The 18,091-nt window shown below is 54.9% G+C and carries 15 protein-coding genes and 1 pseudogene; 7 read left to right on the forward strand and 9 right to left on the reverse strand.

The features are described from left to right. Positions 1-123: 123 nt before the first annotated feature. Positions 124-1,884 carry a pilus motility taxis protein HmpF gene (hmpF, locus tag HNI00_RS18800; protein WP_316788426.1) on the forward strand — a complete coding sequence of 587 codons (1,761 nt, stop codon included), beginning with the start codon at positions 124-126 and terminating at the stop codon, positions 1,882-1,884. Positions 1,885-2,140: 256 nt separating this feature from the next. Here the strand turns inward: hmpF and HNI00_RS18805 are convergent, their stop codons facing one another. Continuing rightward, positions 2,141-2,995: a pentapeptide repeat-containing protein gene (locus HNI00_RS18805; protein WP_316788428.1), complete on the reverse strand. Its 855-nt coding sequence runs from the start codon at positions 2,993-2,995 to the stop codon at positions 2,141-2,143. A gap of 371 nt (positions 2,996-3,366) precedes the next feature. Here HNI00_RS18805 and ilvD point away from each other — a divergent pair, with 371 nt between their 5' ends. Beyond that, positions 3,367-5,052 (forward strand): dihydroxy-acid dehydratase, encoded by a 1,686-nt coding sequence (gene ilvD / locus HNI00_RS18810; RefSeq protein WP_316788430.1) that lies wholly within the window; start codon positions 3,367-3,369, stop codon positions 5,050-5,052. A gap of 47 nt (positions 5,053-5,099) precedes the next feature. Here ilvD and HNI00_RS18815 read toward each other — a convergent pair whose 3' ends face one another. Further along, positions 5,100-5,498 (reverse strand): pentapeptide repeat-containing protein, encoded by a 399-nt coding sequence (locus HNI00_RS18815; protein WP_420156396.1) that lies wholly within the window; start codon positions 5,496-5,498, stop codon positions 5,100-5,102. A 45-nt stretch (positions 5,499-5,543) separates the two neighbouring features. Continuing rightward, positions 5,544-5,654, reverse strand: a pseudogene (locus HNI00_RS22210) (pentapeptide repeat-containing protein); the annotation flags it as partial. Positions 5,655-6,130: 476 nt separating this feature from the next. Here HNI00_RS22210 and HNI00_RS18820 point away from each other — a divergent pair. Both HNI00_RS18820 and HNI00_RS18825 read left to right on the forward strand, forming a co-directional pair. After that, complete coding sequence (locus tag HNI00_RS18820; protein WP_316788434.1) at positions 6,131-6,556, forward strand: BlaI/MecI/CopY family transcriptional regulator; 426 nt, start codon at positions 6,131-6,133, stop codon at positions 6,554-6,556. Next, entirely contained in the window at positions 6,547-7,401 is an 855-nt protein-coding gene (locus tag HNI00_RS18825) for a M56 family metallopeptidase (protein WP_316788436.1), read from the forward strand. The genes HNI00_RS18820 and HNI00_RS18825 overlap by 10 nt, the downstream gene beginning before the upstream one ends. Positions 7,402-7,528: 127 nt before the next feature. On the opposite strand, the gene HNI00_RS18830 is transcribed toward HNI00_RS18825, so the two are convergent. Together HNI00_RS18830 and HNI00_RS18835 are read right to left on the reverse strand one after the other, a co-directional pair. Further along, positions 7,529-8,644 (reverse strand): TFIIB-type zinc ribbon-containing protein, encoded by a 1,116-nt coding sequence (locus tag HNI00_RS18830; protein ID WP_316788438.1) that lies wholly within the window; start codon positions 8,642-8,644, stop codon positions 7,529-7,531. Between the two features lie 139 nt (positions 8,645-8,783). Further along, on the reverse strand, positions 8,784-9,902 hold the full coding sequence (locus HNI00_RS18835; RefSeq protein ID WP_316788440.1) for an SPFH domain-containing protein: 1,119 nt from the start codon (positions 9,900-9,902) through the stop codon (positions 8,784-8,786). Positions 9,903-10,556: 654 nt separating this feature from the next. On the opposite strand from HNI00_RS18835, the gene HNI00_RS18840 reads away from it, so the two are divergent. Continuing rightward, the gene (locus HNI00_RS18840) at positions 10,557-11,033 is read left to right on the forward strand and encodes a TspO/MBR family protein (protein WP_316788442.1); all 477 of its coding nucleotides are present in this window, start codon (positions 10,557-10,559) and stop codon (positions 11,031-11,033) included. Between the two features lie 18 nt (positions 11,034-11,051). Here the strand turns inward: HNI00_RS18840 and HNI00_RS18845 are convergent, their stop codons facing one another. The 4 genes from HNI00_RS18845 to HNI00_RS18860 form a co-directional block, all read right to left on the reverse strand. After that, the gene (locus HNI00_RS18845) at positions 11,052-11,660 is read right to left on the reverse strand and encodes an ABC transporter permease (RefSeq protein WP_420156397.1); all 609 of its coding nucleotides are present in this window, start codon (positions 11,658-11,660) and stop codon (positions 11,052-11,054) included. 36 nt (positions 11,661-11,696) lie between these two features. Next, entirely contained in the window at positions 11,697-12,452 is a 756-nt protein-coding gene (locus HNI00_RS18850) for a ParA family protein (RefSeq protein WP_172358830.1), read from the reverse strand. Between the two features lie 435 nt (positions 12,453-12,887). After that, positions 12,888-13,070 carry a 30S ribosomal protein S21 gene (gene rpsU / locus HNI00_RS18855; protein ID WP_068514896.1) on the reverse strand — a complete coding sequence of 61 codons (183 nt, stop codon included), beginning with the start codon at positions 13,068-13,070 and terminating at the stop codon, positions 12,888-12,890. Between the two features lie 469 nt (positions 13,071-13,539). Then, on the reverse strand, positions 13,540-13,854 hold the full coding sequence (locus HNI00_RS18860) for an RNA recognition motif domain-containing protein (protein ID WP_068514894.1): 315 nt from the start codon (positions 13,852-13,854) through the stop codon (positions 13,540-13,542). A gap of 283 nt (positions 13,855-14,137) precedes the next feature. Between HNI00_RS18860 and HNI00_RS18865 the strand changes: the two genes are divergently transcribed. After that, positions 14,138-15,634, forward strand: coding sequence for a protein adenylyltransferase SelO (locus HNI00_RS18865; RefSeq protein ID WP_316788450.1), 1,497 nt, complete (start codon positions 14,138-14,140; stop codon positions 15,632-15,634). Positions 15,635-16,094: 460 nt separating this feature from the next. Continuing rightward, positions 16,095-17,981, forward strand: a complete 1,887-nt coding sequence (ilvB, locus tag HNI00_RS18870) for a biosynthetic-type acetolactate synthase large subunit (RefSeq protein ID WP_316788451.1) — start codon at positions 16,095-16,097, stop codon at positions 17,979-17,981. Positions 17,982-18,091 lie beyond the last annotated feature (110 nt).

Genomic DNA, 18,091 nt, shown 5'->3' on the forward strand with positions numbered 1-18,091 from the left:
TCATTCGAGTGAATCGCCCAACATAAACCCAATCATCATCTTGACGGGTTTCGATCCTGCCACTGCTGGCAACTGCCTGATGTAAACCAAACCGTAGACGATACAAGTAAGGGGACGACTGGCGTGCTGTATTTAGCGGAAGTACAGAGAAAAAGCAGAGTTATCGGCAGCAGTAAGGCTGAGCTGCGGTTGCTTGCCTGCCAGCGCTCTGAAAATAGCTGGAGCGCAGTGCCGGGTGAAGAGGTCATCCCTGCGCCCGACGACGTGACCTATGGGGCCGGCGTGTTGGTGATGGTGGAACTAAGCGGCACTAAACAGGTGCAGCGCCACGCCGAAGCGGGTCGCCAGTTGGTTGCGATTTTGCAAAACTTTTCGCGGGCGCAGGAGCGCTACAAAACCCAGGAAGAAGAAATTCAGCAGTGGAAAGAATCGCTGACCTACCAAAGCCAAGAGCTAAACCGTCGGGAAATGGAGATGGAAGCCCGACAGGAGCAGCTTCAGGAAATGGAGGAAGATTTTGAGCGACTGGAGCAGCAGCGCCAAGAGATTGAAAGCAAGCGGCAAGAAGTCGAGGCGCTGAAGGCAGAATTTGACCGTAAAAGCCAGGAGCTAGAAGGGGCTTGGGCCCAGCTTCGGGGCGAGATGGGCCGACTAGATGAGCAAAAGGCACAATTCACCCAAGCGGCCGTGCTGGATGATGCAAAAGCCCAAGAGCTGCAAGAATTGCTGAACCGACTGGCAGGGGCGATCGCCCCGACCGAAGCAGCCCGAGAGCAGGTGACGACCTCCTTTGATTTGCTAAATCAGCAGCAAACCACGCTCGATCAGCACTATCAAATGCTGGACGAACAGCGCAACGCCGCTCAACAGGCGCAGGATGCGCTCGATCAGCAGGTGCAGCAGGTGCAAGCCCTCTGGCACGAGTGGCAACAGTCGAAAGCGGGTTTGGATCAGGCGCGGGATGAACTGGCAGCTTTGCGGCGATCGCTCGAACTCAAACAAGAGCAGGTGCAAATCCTCACCACCCAACTGCAACAGCAAGACAGCCTGCACCAGCAGTTTTGCCAGCTCGCCGATGTGTCGGATCGCTTTACCGTCGGCGCAAAGGTCGATGTCAGCGGTCTGGAATCCATGCCTATTGAGGAACTGGAAAACATCGTCCGCGACCTGACCAACGACTTGGAAAAAATGTCTCGCTTTGTCAATAGCCAGGAAGAGGAGCTAACGGCACAGCAAGAGGAAATGCAAAACTTGCAGCAGCAGATCCAGCAAGCCAGCGAGTACGATCGCCTGCGTCTGGAAGCTGAACTCGCCGACGAGCAAGATCGCTACCGGATGCTGGAGGAGACGCTGGTTGGACAGCGCCGCAACCTGCAAGAGCGCCAGGCCGTATTAAAACAGCATCAGACTGTGCTGGACAAGCGCCAGGGACGAGCGACCGCGGACGCATCAGAAGAGACTGTCGATATTGCGCCCGTGTTGACACAGCTTGAGACCCTGCGCCAGGGGCTAGCAGCCCAGCTTCAGCAGGCAGAAGCCCAAGTGCAAGAACTACAAGCCGCTGTTGAACAGGCTCAGCAGTCAGTCGATCAGCAGTCCCAGGCGCAGGAAGATCGCTGGAATCGGGCGATGGAACTAGAGCAGCAGGTGTTAGCACAGAAAGCCGCTGTGGGCGAGCAGTGGGGCAAAGTGAATGCCTACCAGGAGGCGCTGGCCCTGGCTCAGGGTGGCACGGGCGGTATCCGCGAGAAGTTGGAGTCAATTGGGCAGATTCTGAACCAGTTTCAGGAGACCAGCGACTATCAACTCCAGGCGATCGCCGAACTGCGGCAAACCATTAGCAGCCTGACCGAGCAGCGCACGCCGGAGTTTGTGATTACCTAATCTGCATCTGTCCCGTCAAAGCCTTGAAACTTACACTAAAGCCTTGAAACAAGGAGCGATCGCCCAGGATTGCTCCTTGTTTGTTTCTAGTTTGTCTCTAGTCGGGACTGAACACTTGCGACAAGTTTTCTGGGTTTTGGACGATTTCTCGCAGGCTGCGTCCGCGAGAAATCGTCCAACTGCGTAAGTCCTACCAGTTTCTTTCTAACCTCAAACTCATCTCGCGCTGGCGTTGCGAAGCAGTTAAAGTTAGTTCCTAACTATGTGATGAACCATCGGGCATAATCGCCCCGCGCAGATTGGCGTTTTGGAAATTGGTTTGCAACACAGTTGCGCTGATCAGCATCGCCTCGTTCAAATTCGTTTCGCTCAGATTTGCCCAGTTTAGCTTTGCGCGATACAGGTTGGCTTTGCACAAATTTGCGCCCCGCAGCGAACTCCAGCTCAGGTTCGCGCCGCGCACATTTGCTTGGCTGAGGCTGGCGTTGATCAGGTTCGCACTGCTGAGGCGGGTGCGGCTTAGCTCGGCTCCGTGCAGGTCGGCTTCTTCTAGGCTGGCTCCGTGCAAGATAGCCCCCGTCAGGTTTGCCCGCTCCATGAGCGACTCGTTCAAAATAGCATTGGTCAGATTTGCATTTTCCAGCGTGGCGCGAGTCAGGTTGGCCGCAATCAGTTTCGCCCGGTTGAGGCTGGCATCGTTCAGGTTGGCCTCGCTCAGATTGGCTCGATCTAGCAGCGCCTCTGCCAGGTTTGCGCCTATCAGCACGGCTTGAACCAAGGTTGCCTCTGTGAGTTTTGCGCTCCGCAGGCCGGCATCGGTCAATGTCGCTTTGCTCAAATCCGCCTGATATAACTCTGCGCCAATTAAGTTGGCAATTGTCAAATCTGCGCCTCGAAGATCGGCCCCAGCAAGATTTGCCTCTCGCAGATTTGCCATCCGCAGGTTTGCACCCCGCAGGTTTGCGCCGCTGAGGTTTGCCCGCCGCAGGTTGATGCCCTGCAAATCGCGATCGCTCAGGTTGAATTGACTGAGTTTGGCTTCGCGAAAATCTCGTGCCCCTGCTTCATAGTGGCTCAGGAGTTCATCAACGTTCATGAAGGTTAACATCATAGCAGTAGGCAGGCGGGTGGGTCGGGCGATCGCCCATCGGTGACTGGAGCCAGCGGATTAGCATGAACTGCTGAGCAGGCTATTCAGGGAACTGATTCTCTTAGAGTGCCCGCCAGCAGCCGAGAATCTGCATTCTTCTGCATTCTGTTGTCAAGGAGATGCGGATCTTCCGCCAAAACTGTCCCTTGGTTTGGGAAAATAAAAGTTCCGGTGTCGCCTCATACCGAATGGTTTTATATCAACTCCGGTTAATTACAAGGTTGAATATTTCTGTGGAAGCCTTGCGCTATGAGGCTTCCATAGAAATGTAAACCCCGCATCAACGGAGTTGACGTTACCGAACTGTTTTGAAGTCTTAAGGAACCAGTTGAATGTCTGAAACCCTCAGAAGTCAGGTGATTACGCAAGGTGTGCAGCGTAGCCCCAATCGGGCAATGCTGCGGGCGGTCGGATTTTCCGACGACGATTTCAACAAGCCGATTGTGGGGGTTGCCAGCGCCCACAGCACGATTACCCCCTGCAACATGGGCATTGCGCCGCTAGCAGCCAAAGCAGAGGCAGGCATTCGGGCAGCGGGGGGAATGCCGCAACTGTTCGGCACGATTACCGTCAGCGACGGCATCTCGATGGGCACTGAGGGCATGAAATACTCCCTGGTATCGCGGGATGTGATTGCCGACTCGATCGAAACCGCCTGCAACGCCCAGAGCATGGACGGCGTGCTGGCGATCGGCGGCTGCGACAAGAATATGCCCGGTGCCATGATCGCCATGGCCCGCATGAATATTCCCGCTGTGTTTGTCTACGGCGGCACGATCAAGCCAGGACATTTGGAAGGAGAAGACTTAACGGTTGTCAGCGCCTTTGAAGCTGTGGGGCAGTATAGCGCCGGACGTATCGACGAGGTGCGGCTGATGTCGGTGGAGCGCAACGCCTGTCCTGGTGCAGGTTCCTGCGGTGGCATGTATACAGCCAATACCATGTCGTCGGCCTTTGAGGCGATGGGCATGAGCCTGATGTATTCCTCCACCATGTCGGCGGTTGATCCCGAAAAGGCAGAGAATACGGAGCTAGCAGGCAAAGTGTTGGTGGAGGCAATTCGCAAGAACCTGCGCCCGCGAGATATTATTACCCGAAAGTCCATCGAAAATGCGATTTCGGTGGTGATGGCCGTGGGCGGTTCCACCAATGCGGTGCTGCACTTTTTGGCGATCGCCCATTCTGCCGGGGTCGAGTGGACGCTCGACGACTTCGAGCGCATTCGCCAGCGCGTGCCCGTGCTGTGTGATCTGAAGCCTTCCGGCCGCTACGTGGCCACCGATCTGCACCAGGCCGGCGGCATTCCCCAGGTCATGAAAATGCTGCTGAATCACGGACTGCTGCACGGCGACTGCATTACCGTTACGGGCGAAACCATTGCCGAGCGTCTGAGGGATATTCCCGATGAGCCGCGCCCCGATCAGGACGTGATTCGCCCTTGGAGCAACCCCATGTACGCCACAGGACACCTGGCCATCCTCAAGGGCAATTTGGCTACCGAAGGGGCAGTCGCCAAAATCACCGGGGTCAAGCAGCCCAAAATCACTGGCCCTGCTCGCGTGTATAACTCTGAAGAGGAGTGTCTGGACGCGATCTTGGCCAACAAAATTAATCCAGGCGATGTCCTAGTGATTCGCTATGAAGGGCCGAAAGGCGGCCCCGGAATGCGGGAAATGCTGGCTCCCACGTCTGCCATTATTGGCGCAGGACTGGGCGATTCTGTAGGGCTGATCACCGACGGACGCTTCTCCGGCGGCACCTACGGCATGGTGGTCGGCCACGTCGCCCCCGAAGCCTATGTCGGCGGCACGATCGCCCTAGTGCAGGAAGGTGACAGCATTACCATCGATGCAGACGCTCGCCTGCTGCAACTCAACGTCTCTGATGAGGAACTGGCTCAGCGCCGCGCCCAGTGGCAGCCGCCCAAGCCGCGCTATACCAAAGGCGTGTTGGCCAAATATGCCACGCTGGTTTCCTCGAGCAGCAAGGGTGCAGTGACCGATTTAGATTTGTTTTAGATTTGTTTTAGAAAGGCTGGGAGTGATGCAGGTTGGAGATCTCCCAATCAACTCATCGATCCATCACTCCCCCGATGCCCATCTGGAAAAATCGTGCCTCTATCGGCGATCGCCCCATCTAGATCTGCCGACTGGGCACGAAACAAATTACATTGGCCAATATTCGCCCCCTCTAGCTTGGCTTGCTGGAGGTCTGCCCCCACTAGGTTTGCCGCCTGCAAGTTTGCCGCAGCCAGGTTAGAGTAGCGCAGGTCAGCACTTTGGAAATTGGTTTCCTGGAGCGATGCCTCCGCCAAATCTGCGTAGCAGAGAATGCTGCGCGACAGGTTTGCCCGATCGAGCGAGGACTGTTTTAAGTTGGCAGATTGTAGCCGCGCATTACCCAATTCCGCAGCTTGCAGTTGAGTTCCCTGCAAGTTTGCGCGGCTGAGATTGGCATAGGCCAAATAAGCTTGTCTGAGGTTGCTGCCCTGAAGATTGATATCTTGTAAATTGCATTCAAATAGGTCAGATTGGCTTAAATCGAGATAGCTAAAATCGCGTCTTCCTGCAGCATATTCCGCTAAAAGCGTTTCAACTGACATTCGTTCCATAATAGGCATTTAATCAGCAAAATCCAGCACTGCAACGGCGATCGCCACAGCGCTGAAACTGCCTGCAATAGTTCAGTTCACTTCTTTACAAGAGTTTACAAACAGTCCCGTTGATCGATAGATTACTTAATCTTCTTTTAGTTTTTTAGTGGAGTTTACCTATTCCTATAAGAATCATAAGTTTATGTAATAAACTCACTCAAACATCCTCAGAATCAGTAAGGCAAGCCAGCACTTAATTTTTCCTAAATGTCTGTTTTCAAACCTAGTTTCAAGCTTAATTTGCTGCAAATTTGCAGCAGCGATACTGCGCCGAAGTCCTAACATCCCGTTGACAAAACGGAGATAGGTTTTAGGCTAAACTGAGGACGGCAGAGGTGTTTTTCAAGCACATTTCGGCATTCGCTCGACTCTGGTTCAACACCGTTCGACAGTATTTAGTATCATTTAACACCCGCAGATTTAGACTTCTGATTTAGGTGCGTATGGCATTACCCGAACCTCGCCCCCGTCATCTCTCTCTTGGGCCGTTGGAGCGCGAGATCTTAGAAATCCTGTGGCAGCTAGAATCGGCAACGGTCAAGGAGATACACGATCGCATCTTGGCAGACCCAAATCGGGAGTTGGCCTATGCGTCTGTGACCACGGTGCTGAATCGGCTAACGGGCAAGGGCTGGCTGGCGTGCGATCGCCACGGGCGGGCGTTTCACTGGCGGCCGCTGGTGTCGCGAGAAGAAGCGCAGATGCTCCAGGCACACGAGCATCTGCATCGCTTCCTATCCGTCAGCAATCCCGACGTGGTGGCGGCCTTTGCTGATGACCTGGATGTTGCCAGCCTGGAACAGTTGGATGCCATTACTCAACGGCTGAAGACCGCACGGCAAAAGCGGGAGGGGGAGTCATGCACCTGATGCTGATTTTGGGGGCGATCGCCCTGGCTATCCTCTCGCGCCTGATTGCTAAGCACCGTCCCGTCGCGCTTGCCCATCGATGGACTGCGGCGCTGGGGCCATTTCTATTTGCGCCGCTGCTGCTGCTGTGTACGGTCGTCGCCGTTTTTTGCATGGGCCGCGAGGGGCATATGCTGGGGCTGTCCGTCGGCTCTCTGGGCTGGGTTCTAGCTGTCGGCAGTTTGACCCTTGCAGGGGGAATGCTGCTGCGGCTGGGCGGGCAGGTGGGGCGATCGCGCCGCACGTTGCAAACTCTGCCGTTTGTGGAAACCCACGGGCTTGCCGCTCGTTTGCTCGATACGCCTGCTCTGTTTGCGGCGCAGGTTGGTTTTTGGCAACCCGAACTCGTGGTCAGCCGGGGGCTGCTGGACACCCTTTCCGCTGAGCAAGTTGCTGCCGTGCTGGCCCACGAGCAGGCCCACACCCACTATCGCGACACCTTCTGGTTTTTCTGGCTGGGCTGGCTGCGCGGTCTTACGGCCTGGCTTCCCCACACTGAAGCCCTCTGGCAAGAACTGCTGCGACTGCGAGAACTCCGCGCCGATCGCTGGGCGGCTCAGCATGTTGACCCACTGCTGCTAGCGGAGTCGCTGGTGCAGGTGGTGAGGTCGCCGCTAACAGAGGTTGACTTTCCGTGCGCGGCTTTTGGCGAGGCCGCATCACCCTGCCGTCTGGCGGAGCGGATTGAGGCGCTGCTGCCCGATGCCGAGGGTAACCTAGCAGGTTCCATAGAGCGCGATCGCCTCCCCTGGCTATGGCTCCTGGCATCGGGTCTTCCCCTCTGCACGCTATTGATACATCACTAGATCCTGCTCGGGGACTTGCTTTGCGGCAGTGATGCCCACAAGATGGAATGTCAGCTACTCTGGAGTTGGGCAATTTCTAGTCAGTTATTTCTAGTCAGTTTCTATCTGTTCCGACACTTGCTCCTGGCTATAGAACACTGACTAGGATTCCGAGTATGACGATTGCAACGAGAATCGCCAACGCAATCTGGAGCCAACTGAAGGGGCGATCGCCACAGACTTTTCCAGACTGCCCGTTCACCACGATTGTGTAGCGCCGTCCTTTGAACTCGTAGGCCCCCGTCCATACTGGCAGAAGGATGTGCTTAAAGGTAATGTCGCTATAGGAGGTGGAGAGGGAATCGATACACTGTTCATCGCCGCCAATTTTGCACTCTACAGCCCTACGAATTTCAGTCTCCATCTTCTTCTTTGCCCGCTCAAAACCCTCTTTGAGATTAATCTGATATCGCTGTACCTTGAACCCTGACAAGTAAGAGGCGTTATAGGGCACTAATTCAGACAAATCCCATCCCTCAACAGCTCGCAAGTGATTTTGGTCAACTGATTCAGCCGCTGCTACAAGAACATCATCAAAGTTATAATCCACGCTCCCTGAGACACGGGTCCAATGGGTTTCTACGACTGCGCGAGTGTCCGTAATGGTTCTCCCATCATTATCAGTCGTGGTATAAGTTTCAGTCCTTGTGTGGCGATCGCCCCGCTTCCCGCGATATTGACTACAGGTTTTGCAATCGTAGGTCCAGAATGGCAAATAAATGCCCTGCAACCCCGCGTGTTGAGACAAGCGCTTCAACCCCTTTGGCGCAAACCAACGCTGGCGCAGCCACTCGCTCACTTTCTCCCGGGCCTGTCTTTGGCCAATCGCAAACGGTACAATCCCTCCTGGACTGATCACCGGGCTAGCGGCATGGGGCTGTGCAACAATGTTAGTATTGCAAAATGCACATTTCCCCGCCACGGTCGGCGGCTCAAACGTAAACCGAGCGCGACACCCTGGACACTGCACTTCAACTGCCTGCCGGGACAGAGCGGCCAGTTGAGTATGCTTTTCATTCAGGTGAGCCTCAAAAGATTGCTCTGCCAGTAGGGAGGTCTTGTTTCGGGCGATCGCCTCTCGCCGACCACAATAAGGGCACTCCATCTGTCCCCGTTTAGGATTAAACTCTAGCGACGCACCGCAGCCTGGACAGGAAAGCTGCGACTCACTGGAGGACTGGCGCTGCATAGTCAAAATAGTCAAAGGGGTTTTCCGAGGGTTTGATGCAGGGTAAAGCAACCCTTGCGCTGGACATTGTTCACTGGGACATTGTTCAACAGCATTTTCAACAGCAAACGATGCAGAACGAACCATTCGGAACAAGCCATGCAGAACCCGGAGGTTACGCGCCAGAAGGGGGCGGTGGTGGCAGCAAGGCAGCTAGTTCTGGAACTGCATTTGCAAACTGCCAGCCGCTCATCCCTGACCGCCATACGTAGGTCTGAGCAGTTAGCCCTTGTTGAAGAAGCTGATTCACTGGAAACGGCCCAAACGTTTGTCCGTCTCGAGACAAATACCATTGCGGCTGAGGTGGCGGCGGCGGTGCTGCTGCGGGCGAGGTGGCTGGCTGAGGCGAGACAGCTGGCGGCTGCTGTGATTGAGCGGCGCCAGGGTTCAGCGCATTGGTCACCTGCTGCGCCATTGCCAAGCCCACTCCCAACTCCAAGAAAGAGTTCCCACCGCTCGGATTTTGGGCAGATTGCTCAATAGAGTTGGCGACTTGATATTGGGTATATTGCTGCATATTGCCCAAGACCCCGATCGAAGCCCGCTTATCAAGAGCAGCTTCTACCTCTGGCGGCAGCGAAATGTTTTCAATAAGCAGTTGCGTTAGATCCAAACCAAACCGCTGCACGTCTGCCTGCATATTCTGGCGAATTGTGTTGCTGATCTCCTGATAACGAGATGCCAGATCGAATAGAGGGACCTGGGCTGCTCCGATAGAGGAGGTAAAAGCGGTCATAATCATGTTGCGGATGTGATCGCTGACCTCATCCACCTGGAAAAGTCCATCCGTGCTGACCAACTCTTGAAGCAGAACCTCAGGCTGAACAATCCGCACATTATAGGTGCCGTAGGCCCGTAGGCGAACAGGGCCCAGCTCGGCATCCCGGAGGATGATGGGATTAGAAGTTCCCCACTTGAGGTTCGTGAAAATTCGAGTATTGAAGAAGTATACTTCTGCCTTGAATGGAGAGTTGAAGGCATAGGGCCAACCCATTAGTGTTGTAAGAATGGGCAAATTTTGGGTTGACAGCGTATACATCCCAGGCCCGAAGCAGTCAGCAATGCGACCTTCGTTGACGAATACCGCCTTTTGACCAGGGCGCACGGTTAGCTTTGCCCCCATTTTGATTTCGTTGTTGTATCGCTGGAAGCGATAGACCATTGTGTCGTTGGTAGAGTCTAGCCACTCGATGATGTCTACAAACTCACCTCGAATCTTCTCGAAGAGACTCACACTAACCTCCAGGTTGAATCCAGGTCAGACGAGATTGGTCAACAACAGACTGAATCCGGACAATTGCAGAGATAGAGAAAATATTGCTTTTGAGGTGTTGCTTCTACAAACTAGCGATGCTTTTTGTAAGGCGAATGCATCCCTGAATGCGTTGCCTAGTGCTCAAAGTTTCAGATGTGTTGCTTAAGTCAGCACGAGTGACTCAGTTCGGCCTGAGCTAGCAGAAACAGCCCTGATAATCTGCAAGCCTATATATTCTGCAAGCCTATATATCAAGAGTAAGCTGATCCTAGTGTGCCCACGATTCTAATCGAGTAACGGAAATGGAGACGGATTGGGCATCTTTAGTCAGGGCATCTCTGAAGGAAATGCGAGGGTTAGTTTTAGCCAATTTTTCAGCCGGTTGCTGAGCCTATCGATTGATACAAGCTCTAGCTCTCATTTTCCGTAGTCTATCCAATAGTCTACCCATTGGGATAACGCATAGTTTTTCCTTGCCAAATCCTATGATGAACCTATGACTTAGGTATCTTCAGCGCCTACCCTATGACAGTTGGCAGATTTGAGGAAGTTGCAGAACCTATTAGAATGGGCAGCGAGAGGGGCGATCGCCTCGAGTTCCCCCTTAGGTTCTAAATTCCGTTCTAAGTTCCCATGATTCGATCTTGGATGGTGATTGGCGGGGTGATGCTGGGTCTGGCGTTTGCGCTAGGCAGTGTGACCACTTCGCGGGGGCGCGGCTGGTTTCGGCGGCTGCGGCGGTCCGACTGGCTCACGTTTGAGAAATTTATCCCGGTGATTTGGACGACGGTCTTTACCTGCGCCGCCTGGTCTGCCTACATCATTTGGGAACGAGAACCGGGCACGTCTAGAACCTGGGGGCTGATGGCGACTTACCTGCTGCTGGAGGTGGTCACGCTGCTCTACACGCCTCTCATGCTGGGGGCACGGCGAATTCGCGTGGGGCTATGGCTGGGTGCGGCGGGGCTGGTGGTGGCGATCGCCCTCTTTATCATGCTGCTGCCGCTGTCGCGTCCGGCGGCCTGGCTGCTGCTGCCGTACCTGATCTGGAGTCCCATCGGCACTTACACCACCTGGGAAATGATGCAGCTCAATCCTGAAGAAGCCTGATCTAGTGTCTGTAGAAATTCAACTTGTGGGGGGCTGCACCGACCTTTGCAGGGCGCTCATGCCCAGTTCCGCCGCCAACGCCAGCAGCGCCACGGGAACTGCGCCCACCAGCAAGATGGCGCTGTCGTATAGCGCGAAGCCGCGCACAATAAAGGTTCCCAGCCCGCCCGCGCCGATAAATGCCGCCAGCGTTGCGCTGGCAATTACCTCCACCAGGGCCGTTTTGATGCCCGCAATGATGACGGGCAGCGCCAGGGGAAACTCCACCTGCCGCAATACCTGTACCGGACTCATGCCCATGCCGTGGGCAGCTTCGCGGATCATTGGGTCAATGGTGCGAAAGGCGACATCCGTGCTGATCAGAATTGGCGGCATCACCAGCAGCGTCAGGGCGATCGCCGCCGATTGAAAGCTCAGCCCAAAGTAGGGAATCGCCAAAAACAAAATCGCCAGACTGGGAATCACCCGCAGCGCGTTGAAGCCATTGATCAGGACAGCCGAGACAGCGGGCGATCGCGCACTCCACAACCCCAGCGGCAACCCCAGCAGCAGCCCCACCGCCAGCGGCACCGCCACCAGCCACAAATGCTGCTGCAACGCATTCAGCAGCGCGTCCCCGTTTGCCATTCCATATTCATAGGCCTGCCCAAACACGCCCACGCGCTACGCCTCCTCCAGCATCAGCAGTTCGCGCACCACTTCGCGATAGGGCTGCACCACGCGCCACTCGCGGGTAAAGACGTGAATCGGTTCCCCTGCCATGTTGGACTCTGGAAAGCGCACCGACTTGGGCACAGGGTCAAATACGCGCACACCCTCAAGCTGCGATCGCAACAGCTTTAGCACGTCCTGCGTAATCACTGTGTTTGTTTCTGCCATCGTCGGCAGCACGCCCAGCACCCGCAAATTCGGATTCAGGCGACTCTTAACTGAGTCAATCGTCTCCAGCAATCCCTCTAGCCCTTTAATGGCAAAAAACTGACACTGCACGGGAATCAGCAGCCAGTCCGCAGCAGACAGGGCATTCAGCGTCAGCAGACCCAGGCTGGGCGGACAGTCGATTAAAATTTGCTCGAACTGAGATTTGGCAGGCTCCAGCGCCGATTTTAAGGCATAAAATCGATCGGGCTGGGAAAGCAAATCTTTTTCTGCTTTGACTAGAGAAATGTCGGTGGCCAGCAGGCTGAGTCCAAACCGAGTCGGGGCGATCGCCTCTGTAATGCCAACCTTCGCGGTAATCACGTCGTAGGTCGTGTAGGGAAGCGACGACGCATCTACGCCTAGTCCCGTAGACAAGTTGCCCTGTGGGTCGAGATCCACCGCAAGGCATGGCCCTTCTTCCGCCAGCAGACCCGCCAGCGCGATCGTAGACGTGGTTTTTGCAACGCCGCCTTTCTGATTGGCGATCGCAATGATCATAAGCCGACCCGCCCTGCATCCAAACATGCTGCTCTAGAGAAGCATGTCTGCCTTTCCTTTTGCCGTCAGCTAACCATGTTACCCCCACGATCGCACAAGCTCCAAATCTCTACTCCAAATCTCCACTCCAAATGCAATTTTTAATGCATTTCAGGACTTACACACTTGCAATTAAGTTTTCTGGGTTTTGGACGCTTTCTCGCGGGCTGCGCCCGCGAGAAAGCGTCCAACTGCGTCAGTCTTAGCATTAATATTGCGTTGAATATATATTGCATTGAATATACTCCAAACGCCCATTCCAAACACAAATGCTGTGAGCGTGCGGACATGAACCCGCAACGACCCACAGCATCGGTTGGTTTATATTCAGCCTGATATCAATCTCAAGCAAAGGGGTTTTGAAAAAGAGCAACCCGTTCTCTCACAACAGCACTTCTAGAAGCGCTTCCGCCGCAGTTTCCGCTTTGCCAACGCCTTGCGCTTCCGCTTTTCTATCGGCGTTTCAAAATGGCGGTTTTTCCGCATATCTGGGAAGATTCCTGCCTGAGAAACCTTGCGCTTGAAGCGGCGGAGGGCCGATTCAATTCCTTCGTTTTCTCCAAGTACAACTTGGGCCATTCCATCTCCTCTTAAATGTTCAGACTGGAGATTTAGAAAAAATCTCAATCAGCCTGTTTACAAAATCCTTCTCTCCCGGTTTTGATCCTGGTCTTGATTCTGGTTACTTAAGGTAGACACAACGTTCAAGAGCGATGGGGCGATCGCCCCACATAGGTTGATCTGAGATTGCTCTGAGATTGCTTTGAGATTGCTCTAATCAAGAATTGATTCTGAATCAAGCGCTACTCATTGCAGCAGCAAACTCGTCACCCAACAAAGGCAAAAAACCACAAAGACAAAAACTTGCTTGGAACCGCACATTTGCTTCAACATGCAGCCCCAAGCAAACAGGCAAATACTAGCAATTAGGAAACCTGCGCTGCGCCTTAGCGCAAAAACTGGCTTAGAAAAACCTGCTTCGGCAAGTTAAAACCTGACAAAATGCAAGACTACAAACCAGACCTTTGCAAGCTCTAGTAGGAAAGCTCTAGTAGCGACGAGAGAAGTTGCCACCGCCGCCGCCCCGATTGCCACCCCAGCTACCGCCAGAGGAGCGATCTTCGCGAGGCTTGGCCTTATTCACCTTCAGATCGCGACCCATCCACTCTGCGCCATCCAGAGCTTCGATTGCCGCTTCTTCTTCCGCATCCGTACTCATTTCCACGAAGCCGAAGCCACGAGGGCGACCGGTTTCCCGATCGGTGGGAAGCTGAACGCGCTTTACCGTACCGTATTCAGCAAAAACTTGGGTAATTTCTTCCTGCGTTGCCTCGTAGGACAGATTACCGATGTAAATGGACATTTGGACTCCTTCCAGAATCAAAAAAAGTTGCAGAGAGTTAGATTCGGAGAGCCATTCGTCACGCGAGTACACAGCCGAAAATAATCCCACCTAACCCTAACACACTCCCACAAAAGCGGTGGCACATCGTTCATCGAGTGGCAGCACAGAAACGAGCCAAAAAATCAGCCAAAAACTTTATCAGACAATTGTTTGCCGGACTTTGCACTGGGGATAATGAAGCAAAGAACCTTCAAATTTCGTCGTCTTTCTATTAACTTTTGTAAGCAAAGTCCGCTTTGTGATGACTAATCCTGTAAGCACTGCCGAAAACACGTCCGACAATCCGCCAGAAAACCCGCTGTTAACCCTCGACTTTGAGCCTGCATTTGAATCCCTCGGCGAAGACTATGCCGATCCCGTGGATGCGGCCCAATTTCCCCAGCATCTTCTACGGTTTCGCAATGATGACTTACTTGAAACTCTAGGGCTTCATCCGAATCAGGTCGCAGATGAGCATTTTATTCAAGCGTTCGGCAAATTTGCGGGACGCTTTCCGCTGCTGGCGATGCGCTATCACGGCTACCAGTTCGGCTATTACAATCCTGATCTGGGTGACGGGCGCGGCTTTTTATACGGACAGGTGCGCGGCGTAGACGGCAACCTATACGACCTGGGAACCAAGGGATCGGGAACTACGCCCTATTCTCGCGGCGGCGATGGGCGGCTAACGCTGAAGGGCGGCGTGCGCGAGGTGCTAGCGGCGGAGATGCTGCACGTCATGGGCGTGCGAACGTCGCGCTGCCTCAGCCTGATTGAGACCGGGGAGGCTCTGTGGCGGGGCGATGAGCCATCCCCCACCCGCTCGTCGGTGATGGTGCGAATGCAGCGATCGCACATTCGGTTTGGCACCTTCGAGCGGCTGCATTACCTCGAACGCCCCGATCTGATTCGCAAACTGCTGGATCACGTCATCGACACCTACTACGCGCACCTGAACCAGGAGCCAGACCGGGATGCCCGCTTCTATGCCGAATTGGTGCAGCGCGTGGCGGAACTGGCAGCCCAGTGGATGGCGGCGGGCTTTTGTCATGCGGTGCTGAATACCGACAACATGGCCATCACGGGCGAAAGCTTTGACTATGGCCCCTACGCCTTCATTGAGCGGTTTGATCCCCGCTTTACCGCCGCCTATTTTGACCAGATGGGGCGCTACGCCTATGCCAACCAGCCAGGGATCTGCAAGCTGAATCTGGAACTGTTGCAGGAGCCGCTGAAACAGGTGATGGATGCAGCGGACTTGGAAGCGGGCTTGGCGACGTTTGAAGCACACTACATCGCTGCCTATAGCCAGTTGATGCTGCACAGGCTGGGGTTCGGCGAGTTGCCTACCGAAATCGGGCATGAGCTAATCGGGCGAACGATCCAGTTTTTGCAGGCAACCAAGATTGGCTATCATGACTTCTTTCGGGCGCTGCGGGAGCAGTTTTCACCCAGTTGGCGAGCAGATGCAGCGCTGATTTTTACTGACTCGGTGTCCAGCAATGCCGACGCACTGGAAAGCACCTTCAGGGCATGGCGACTGGCCTATCACCGGGCGCTGAACCAGATTCCTGAAGCCGCTTTGGATGACGTAAAGGCGCGACTGGCGCGGCACAACCCGACCGTGGTGATTATTCGTCCAGAAATTGAAGCCGTGTGGGGGGCGATCGCCGAATTGGACGATTGGGAGCCGTTCAACAGGCTGCTTCAGCGTATTCGCTCCTCTGTTGAGCCGCCTGTTGAGCCGCCTCTGCCCTAACTCCAATCCCCAACGGTGGAAAGGTTTCCAATCGTTACATTTCCAATCGTTACAATAGTCACCGAACCTTGACAGGCCGTAGCCAAATTCAATGGAATTTGACACGCTCGAAAATAATCAAAAATAAAATCAAAAGTAAACGGTGAACGGGAGCCGAAACGGTTTCAAAACAATCCTTCCAGCAGTTCTCTTGAAACCGTTGATCATCCTGAAAAAGCGCGGTTTCAGCGAATACAGAACAGATAGATGAAGGAAGGGCGATCGCCCCTGCAAAGGACTTTTGGCAGCGTTTTTACAACATTCTTTGGAATATGCTCACTTCTCTAGAACGCAGTCTATATTGATCCCCAGAGAATCCTCAAAAATCACCTGTCCAGGTCACTCGACAGGATTGCAACATCAGAACTAGACTGGGATATCCGGTCTTATGCATCAATCGATACAGATAGAAAGCCTAGCTATGCGAGAACTCCTGCCCGATTCGTCCAAGGTCGCTTCCGCCGCTCGTGTTTCTGCACCCCCCGTTGCTGCGCCCATTCGGGCCACTGGTGCCTACGCTCTGATGGACAGCCTGGTACGGCACGGGGTTCAGCATATTTTTGGCTATCCCGGCGGCGCGATTCTGCCGATTTATGATGAACTGTACCGCTTTGAGCAGACGGGCGCACTCCGCCATATTCTGGTACGCCATGAGCAGGGCGCATCCCATGCCGCCGATGCCTACGCCCGCGCAACCGGAAAGGTGGGCGTGTGCTTTGGCACCTCTGGCCCTGGTGCGACCAACTTGGTCACGGGCATCGCCACCGCCCAGATGGACTCGATTCCGCTGGTGGTGGTGACGGGGCAAGTCTCTCGCAGCGCGATCGGCACCGATGCGTTCCAGGAAACAGACATCTTTGGCATCACGCTGCCGATCGTGAAGCATTCCTACGTCGTTCGCGATCCCAAAGACATGGCGCGGATCGTGGCAGAAGCTTTCTACATTGCCCGCTCTGGTCGTCCCGGCCCCGTGCTGATTGACGTGCCCAAGGACGTGGGGCTGGAAGCATTTGACTATGTGCCCGTTGAGCCAGGAAGTGTGAAACTGCCGGGCTATCGCCCCACCGTGCGCGGCAATCCCAACCAAGTCCTCAAGGCGCTGAAGCTGATTCGCGAGGCGAAGCAACCCCTGCTGTACGTCGGCGGCGGCGCGATTACGGCAGATGCCCATGCGGAGGTTCATGCGCTGGCGGAGCGGTTCCGGTTGCCCGTGACGACGACGCTGATGGGCAAGGGCGCGTTTGACGAGCATCATCCGCTGTCGGTGGGGATGCTGGGGATGCACGGCACGGCCTATGCGAACTACGCCGTCAGCGAGTGCGACCTGCTGATTGCAGTAGGGGCGCGATTTGACGACCGGGTGACGGGCAAGCTGGATGAGTTTGCCTCTCGAGCCAAGGTCATCCACATTGACGTAGACCCCGCAGAGGTGGGCAAAAACCGCGCGCCAGAAGTGCCCATCGTCGGAGACGTTCGCCATGTGCTAACCGACCTATTGCGGCGCGATCTGGAAAGCGGCGCAGCCCCAGATCCAAGCCAAACGCAGGAGTGGCTGGCCCGCATTGACCGCTGGAAGCGCGACTATCCGCTGACCGTGCCTCAGTATGCCGACATGCTGTCGCCTCAGGAGGTGATTGTGGAAGTGGGTCGGCAAGCGCCTGATGCCTACTACACGACTGATGTCGGCCAGCACCAAATGTGGGCGGCGCAGTTTCTCAAGACGGGGCCGCGCAAGTGGATCTCCAGCGCGGGGCTGGGCACGATGGGCTTTGGGATGCCTGCGGCAATGGGCGTGAAAATAGCCTTGCCGGAGGAGCAGGTGATTTGCATCAGCGGTGATGCTAGTATCCAGATGAATATCCAGGAGTTGGGTACGCTGGCGCAGTATGGGATTGCTGCCAAGACGGTGATTATCAACAATGGCTGGCAGGGCATGGTACGCCAGTGGCAGGAAACCTTCTATGAGGAACGCTACTCTTCTTCGGAAATGGAGCCGAGTATGCCGGACTTTGTAAAGCTGGCCGAGGCTTATGGCGTGAAAGGGATGGTGGTTCACAACCGCGAGGATTTGGCAGGGGCGATCGCCGAAATGCTGGCCCATCCCGGCCCGGTGCTGATGGACGTGCATGTGAATCGCAACGAAAACTGCTACCCGATGGTGGCCCCCGGCAAGAGCAACTCGCAGATGATTGGTCTGCCGGAGCGCCCCAAGGCAGAGCCAGAGCAGGCGCTAGTGGTCTGCAATCGCTGCGGCACAGAGAACCCGCCGGACAATAACTTCTGTCCAAATTGCGGCACGAAGCTTTAAGAGGATATTTGAAAAGTCCTACTGTTTGTAGCAAAGCGTGCAAGATCCCCCTAAATCCCCCTTAAAAAGGGGACTTTAAGGCGGTTTCCCCCCTTTTTAAGGGGGGCTAG

The organism is Thermoleptolyngbya oregonensis NK1-22, assembly GCF_032705245.1.
GTDB classification, from domain to species: Bacteria; Cyanobacteriota; Cyanobacteriia; order Elainellales; family Elainellaceae; genus Thermoleptolyngbya; species Thermoleptolyngbya sichuanensis.

Excerpts from the sequence above, each read along its gene's own strand:
- HNI00_RS18805 (WP_316788428.1), bottom strand. The coding sequence starts at position 2,995 with ATGATGTTAACCTTCATGAACGTTGATGAACTCCTGAGCCACTATGAA.
- ilvD (WP_316788430.1), top strand. The coding sequence starts at position 3,367 with ATGTCTGAAACCCTCAGAAGTCAGGTGATTACGCAAGGTGTGCAGCGT.
- HNI00_RS18820 (WP_316788434.1), top strand. The coding sequence starts at position 6,131 with ATGGCATTACCCGAACCTCGCCCCCGTCATCTCTCTCTTGGGCCGTTG.
- HNI00_RS18825 (WP_316788436.1), top strand. The coding sequence starts at position 6,547 with ATGCACCTGATGCTGATTTTGGGGGCGATCGCCCTGGCTATCCTCTCG.
- HNI00_RS18840 (WP_316788442.1), top strand. The coding sequence starts at position 10,557 with ATGATTCGATCTTGGATGGTGATTGGCGGGGTGATGCTGGGTCTGGCG.
- HNI00_RS18845 (WP_420156397.1), bottom strand. The coding sequence starts at position 11,660 with ATGGCAAACGGGGACGCGCTGCTGAATGCGTTGCAGCAGCATTTGTGG.
- HNI00_RS18850 (WP_172358830.1), bottom strand. The coding sequence starts at position 12,452 with ATGATCATTGCGATCGCCAATCAGAAAGGCGGCGTTGCAAAAACCACG.
- rpsU (WP_068514896.1), bottom strand. The coding sequence starts at position 13,070 with ATGGCCCAAGTTGTACTTGGAGAAAACGAAGGAATTGAATCGGCCCTC.
- HNI00_RS18860 (WP_068514894.1), bottom strand. The coding sequence starts at position 13,854 with ATGTCCATTTACATCGGTAATCTGTCCTACGAGGCAACGCAGGAAGAA.
- HNI00_RS18865 (WP_316788450.1), top strand. The coding sequence starts at position 14,138 with ATGACTAATCCTGTAAGCACTGCCGAAAACACGTCCGACAATCCGCCA.
- ilvB (WP_316788451.1), top strand. The coding sequence starts at position 16,095 with ATGCGAGAACTCCTGCCCGATTCGTCCAAGGTCGCTTCCGCCGCTCGT.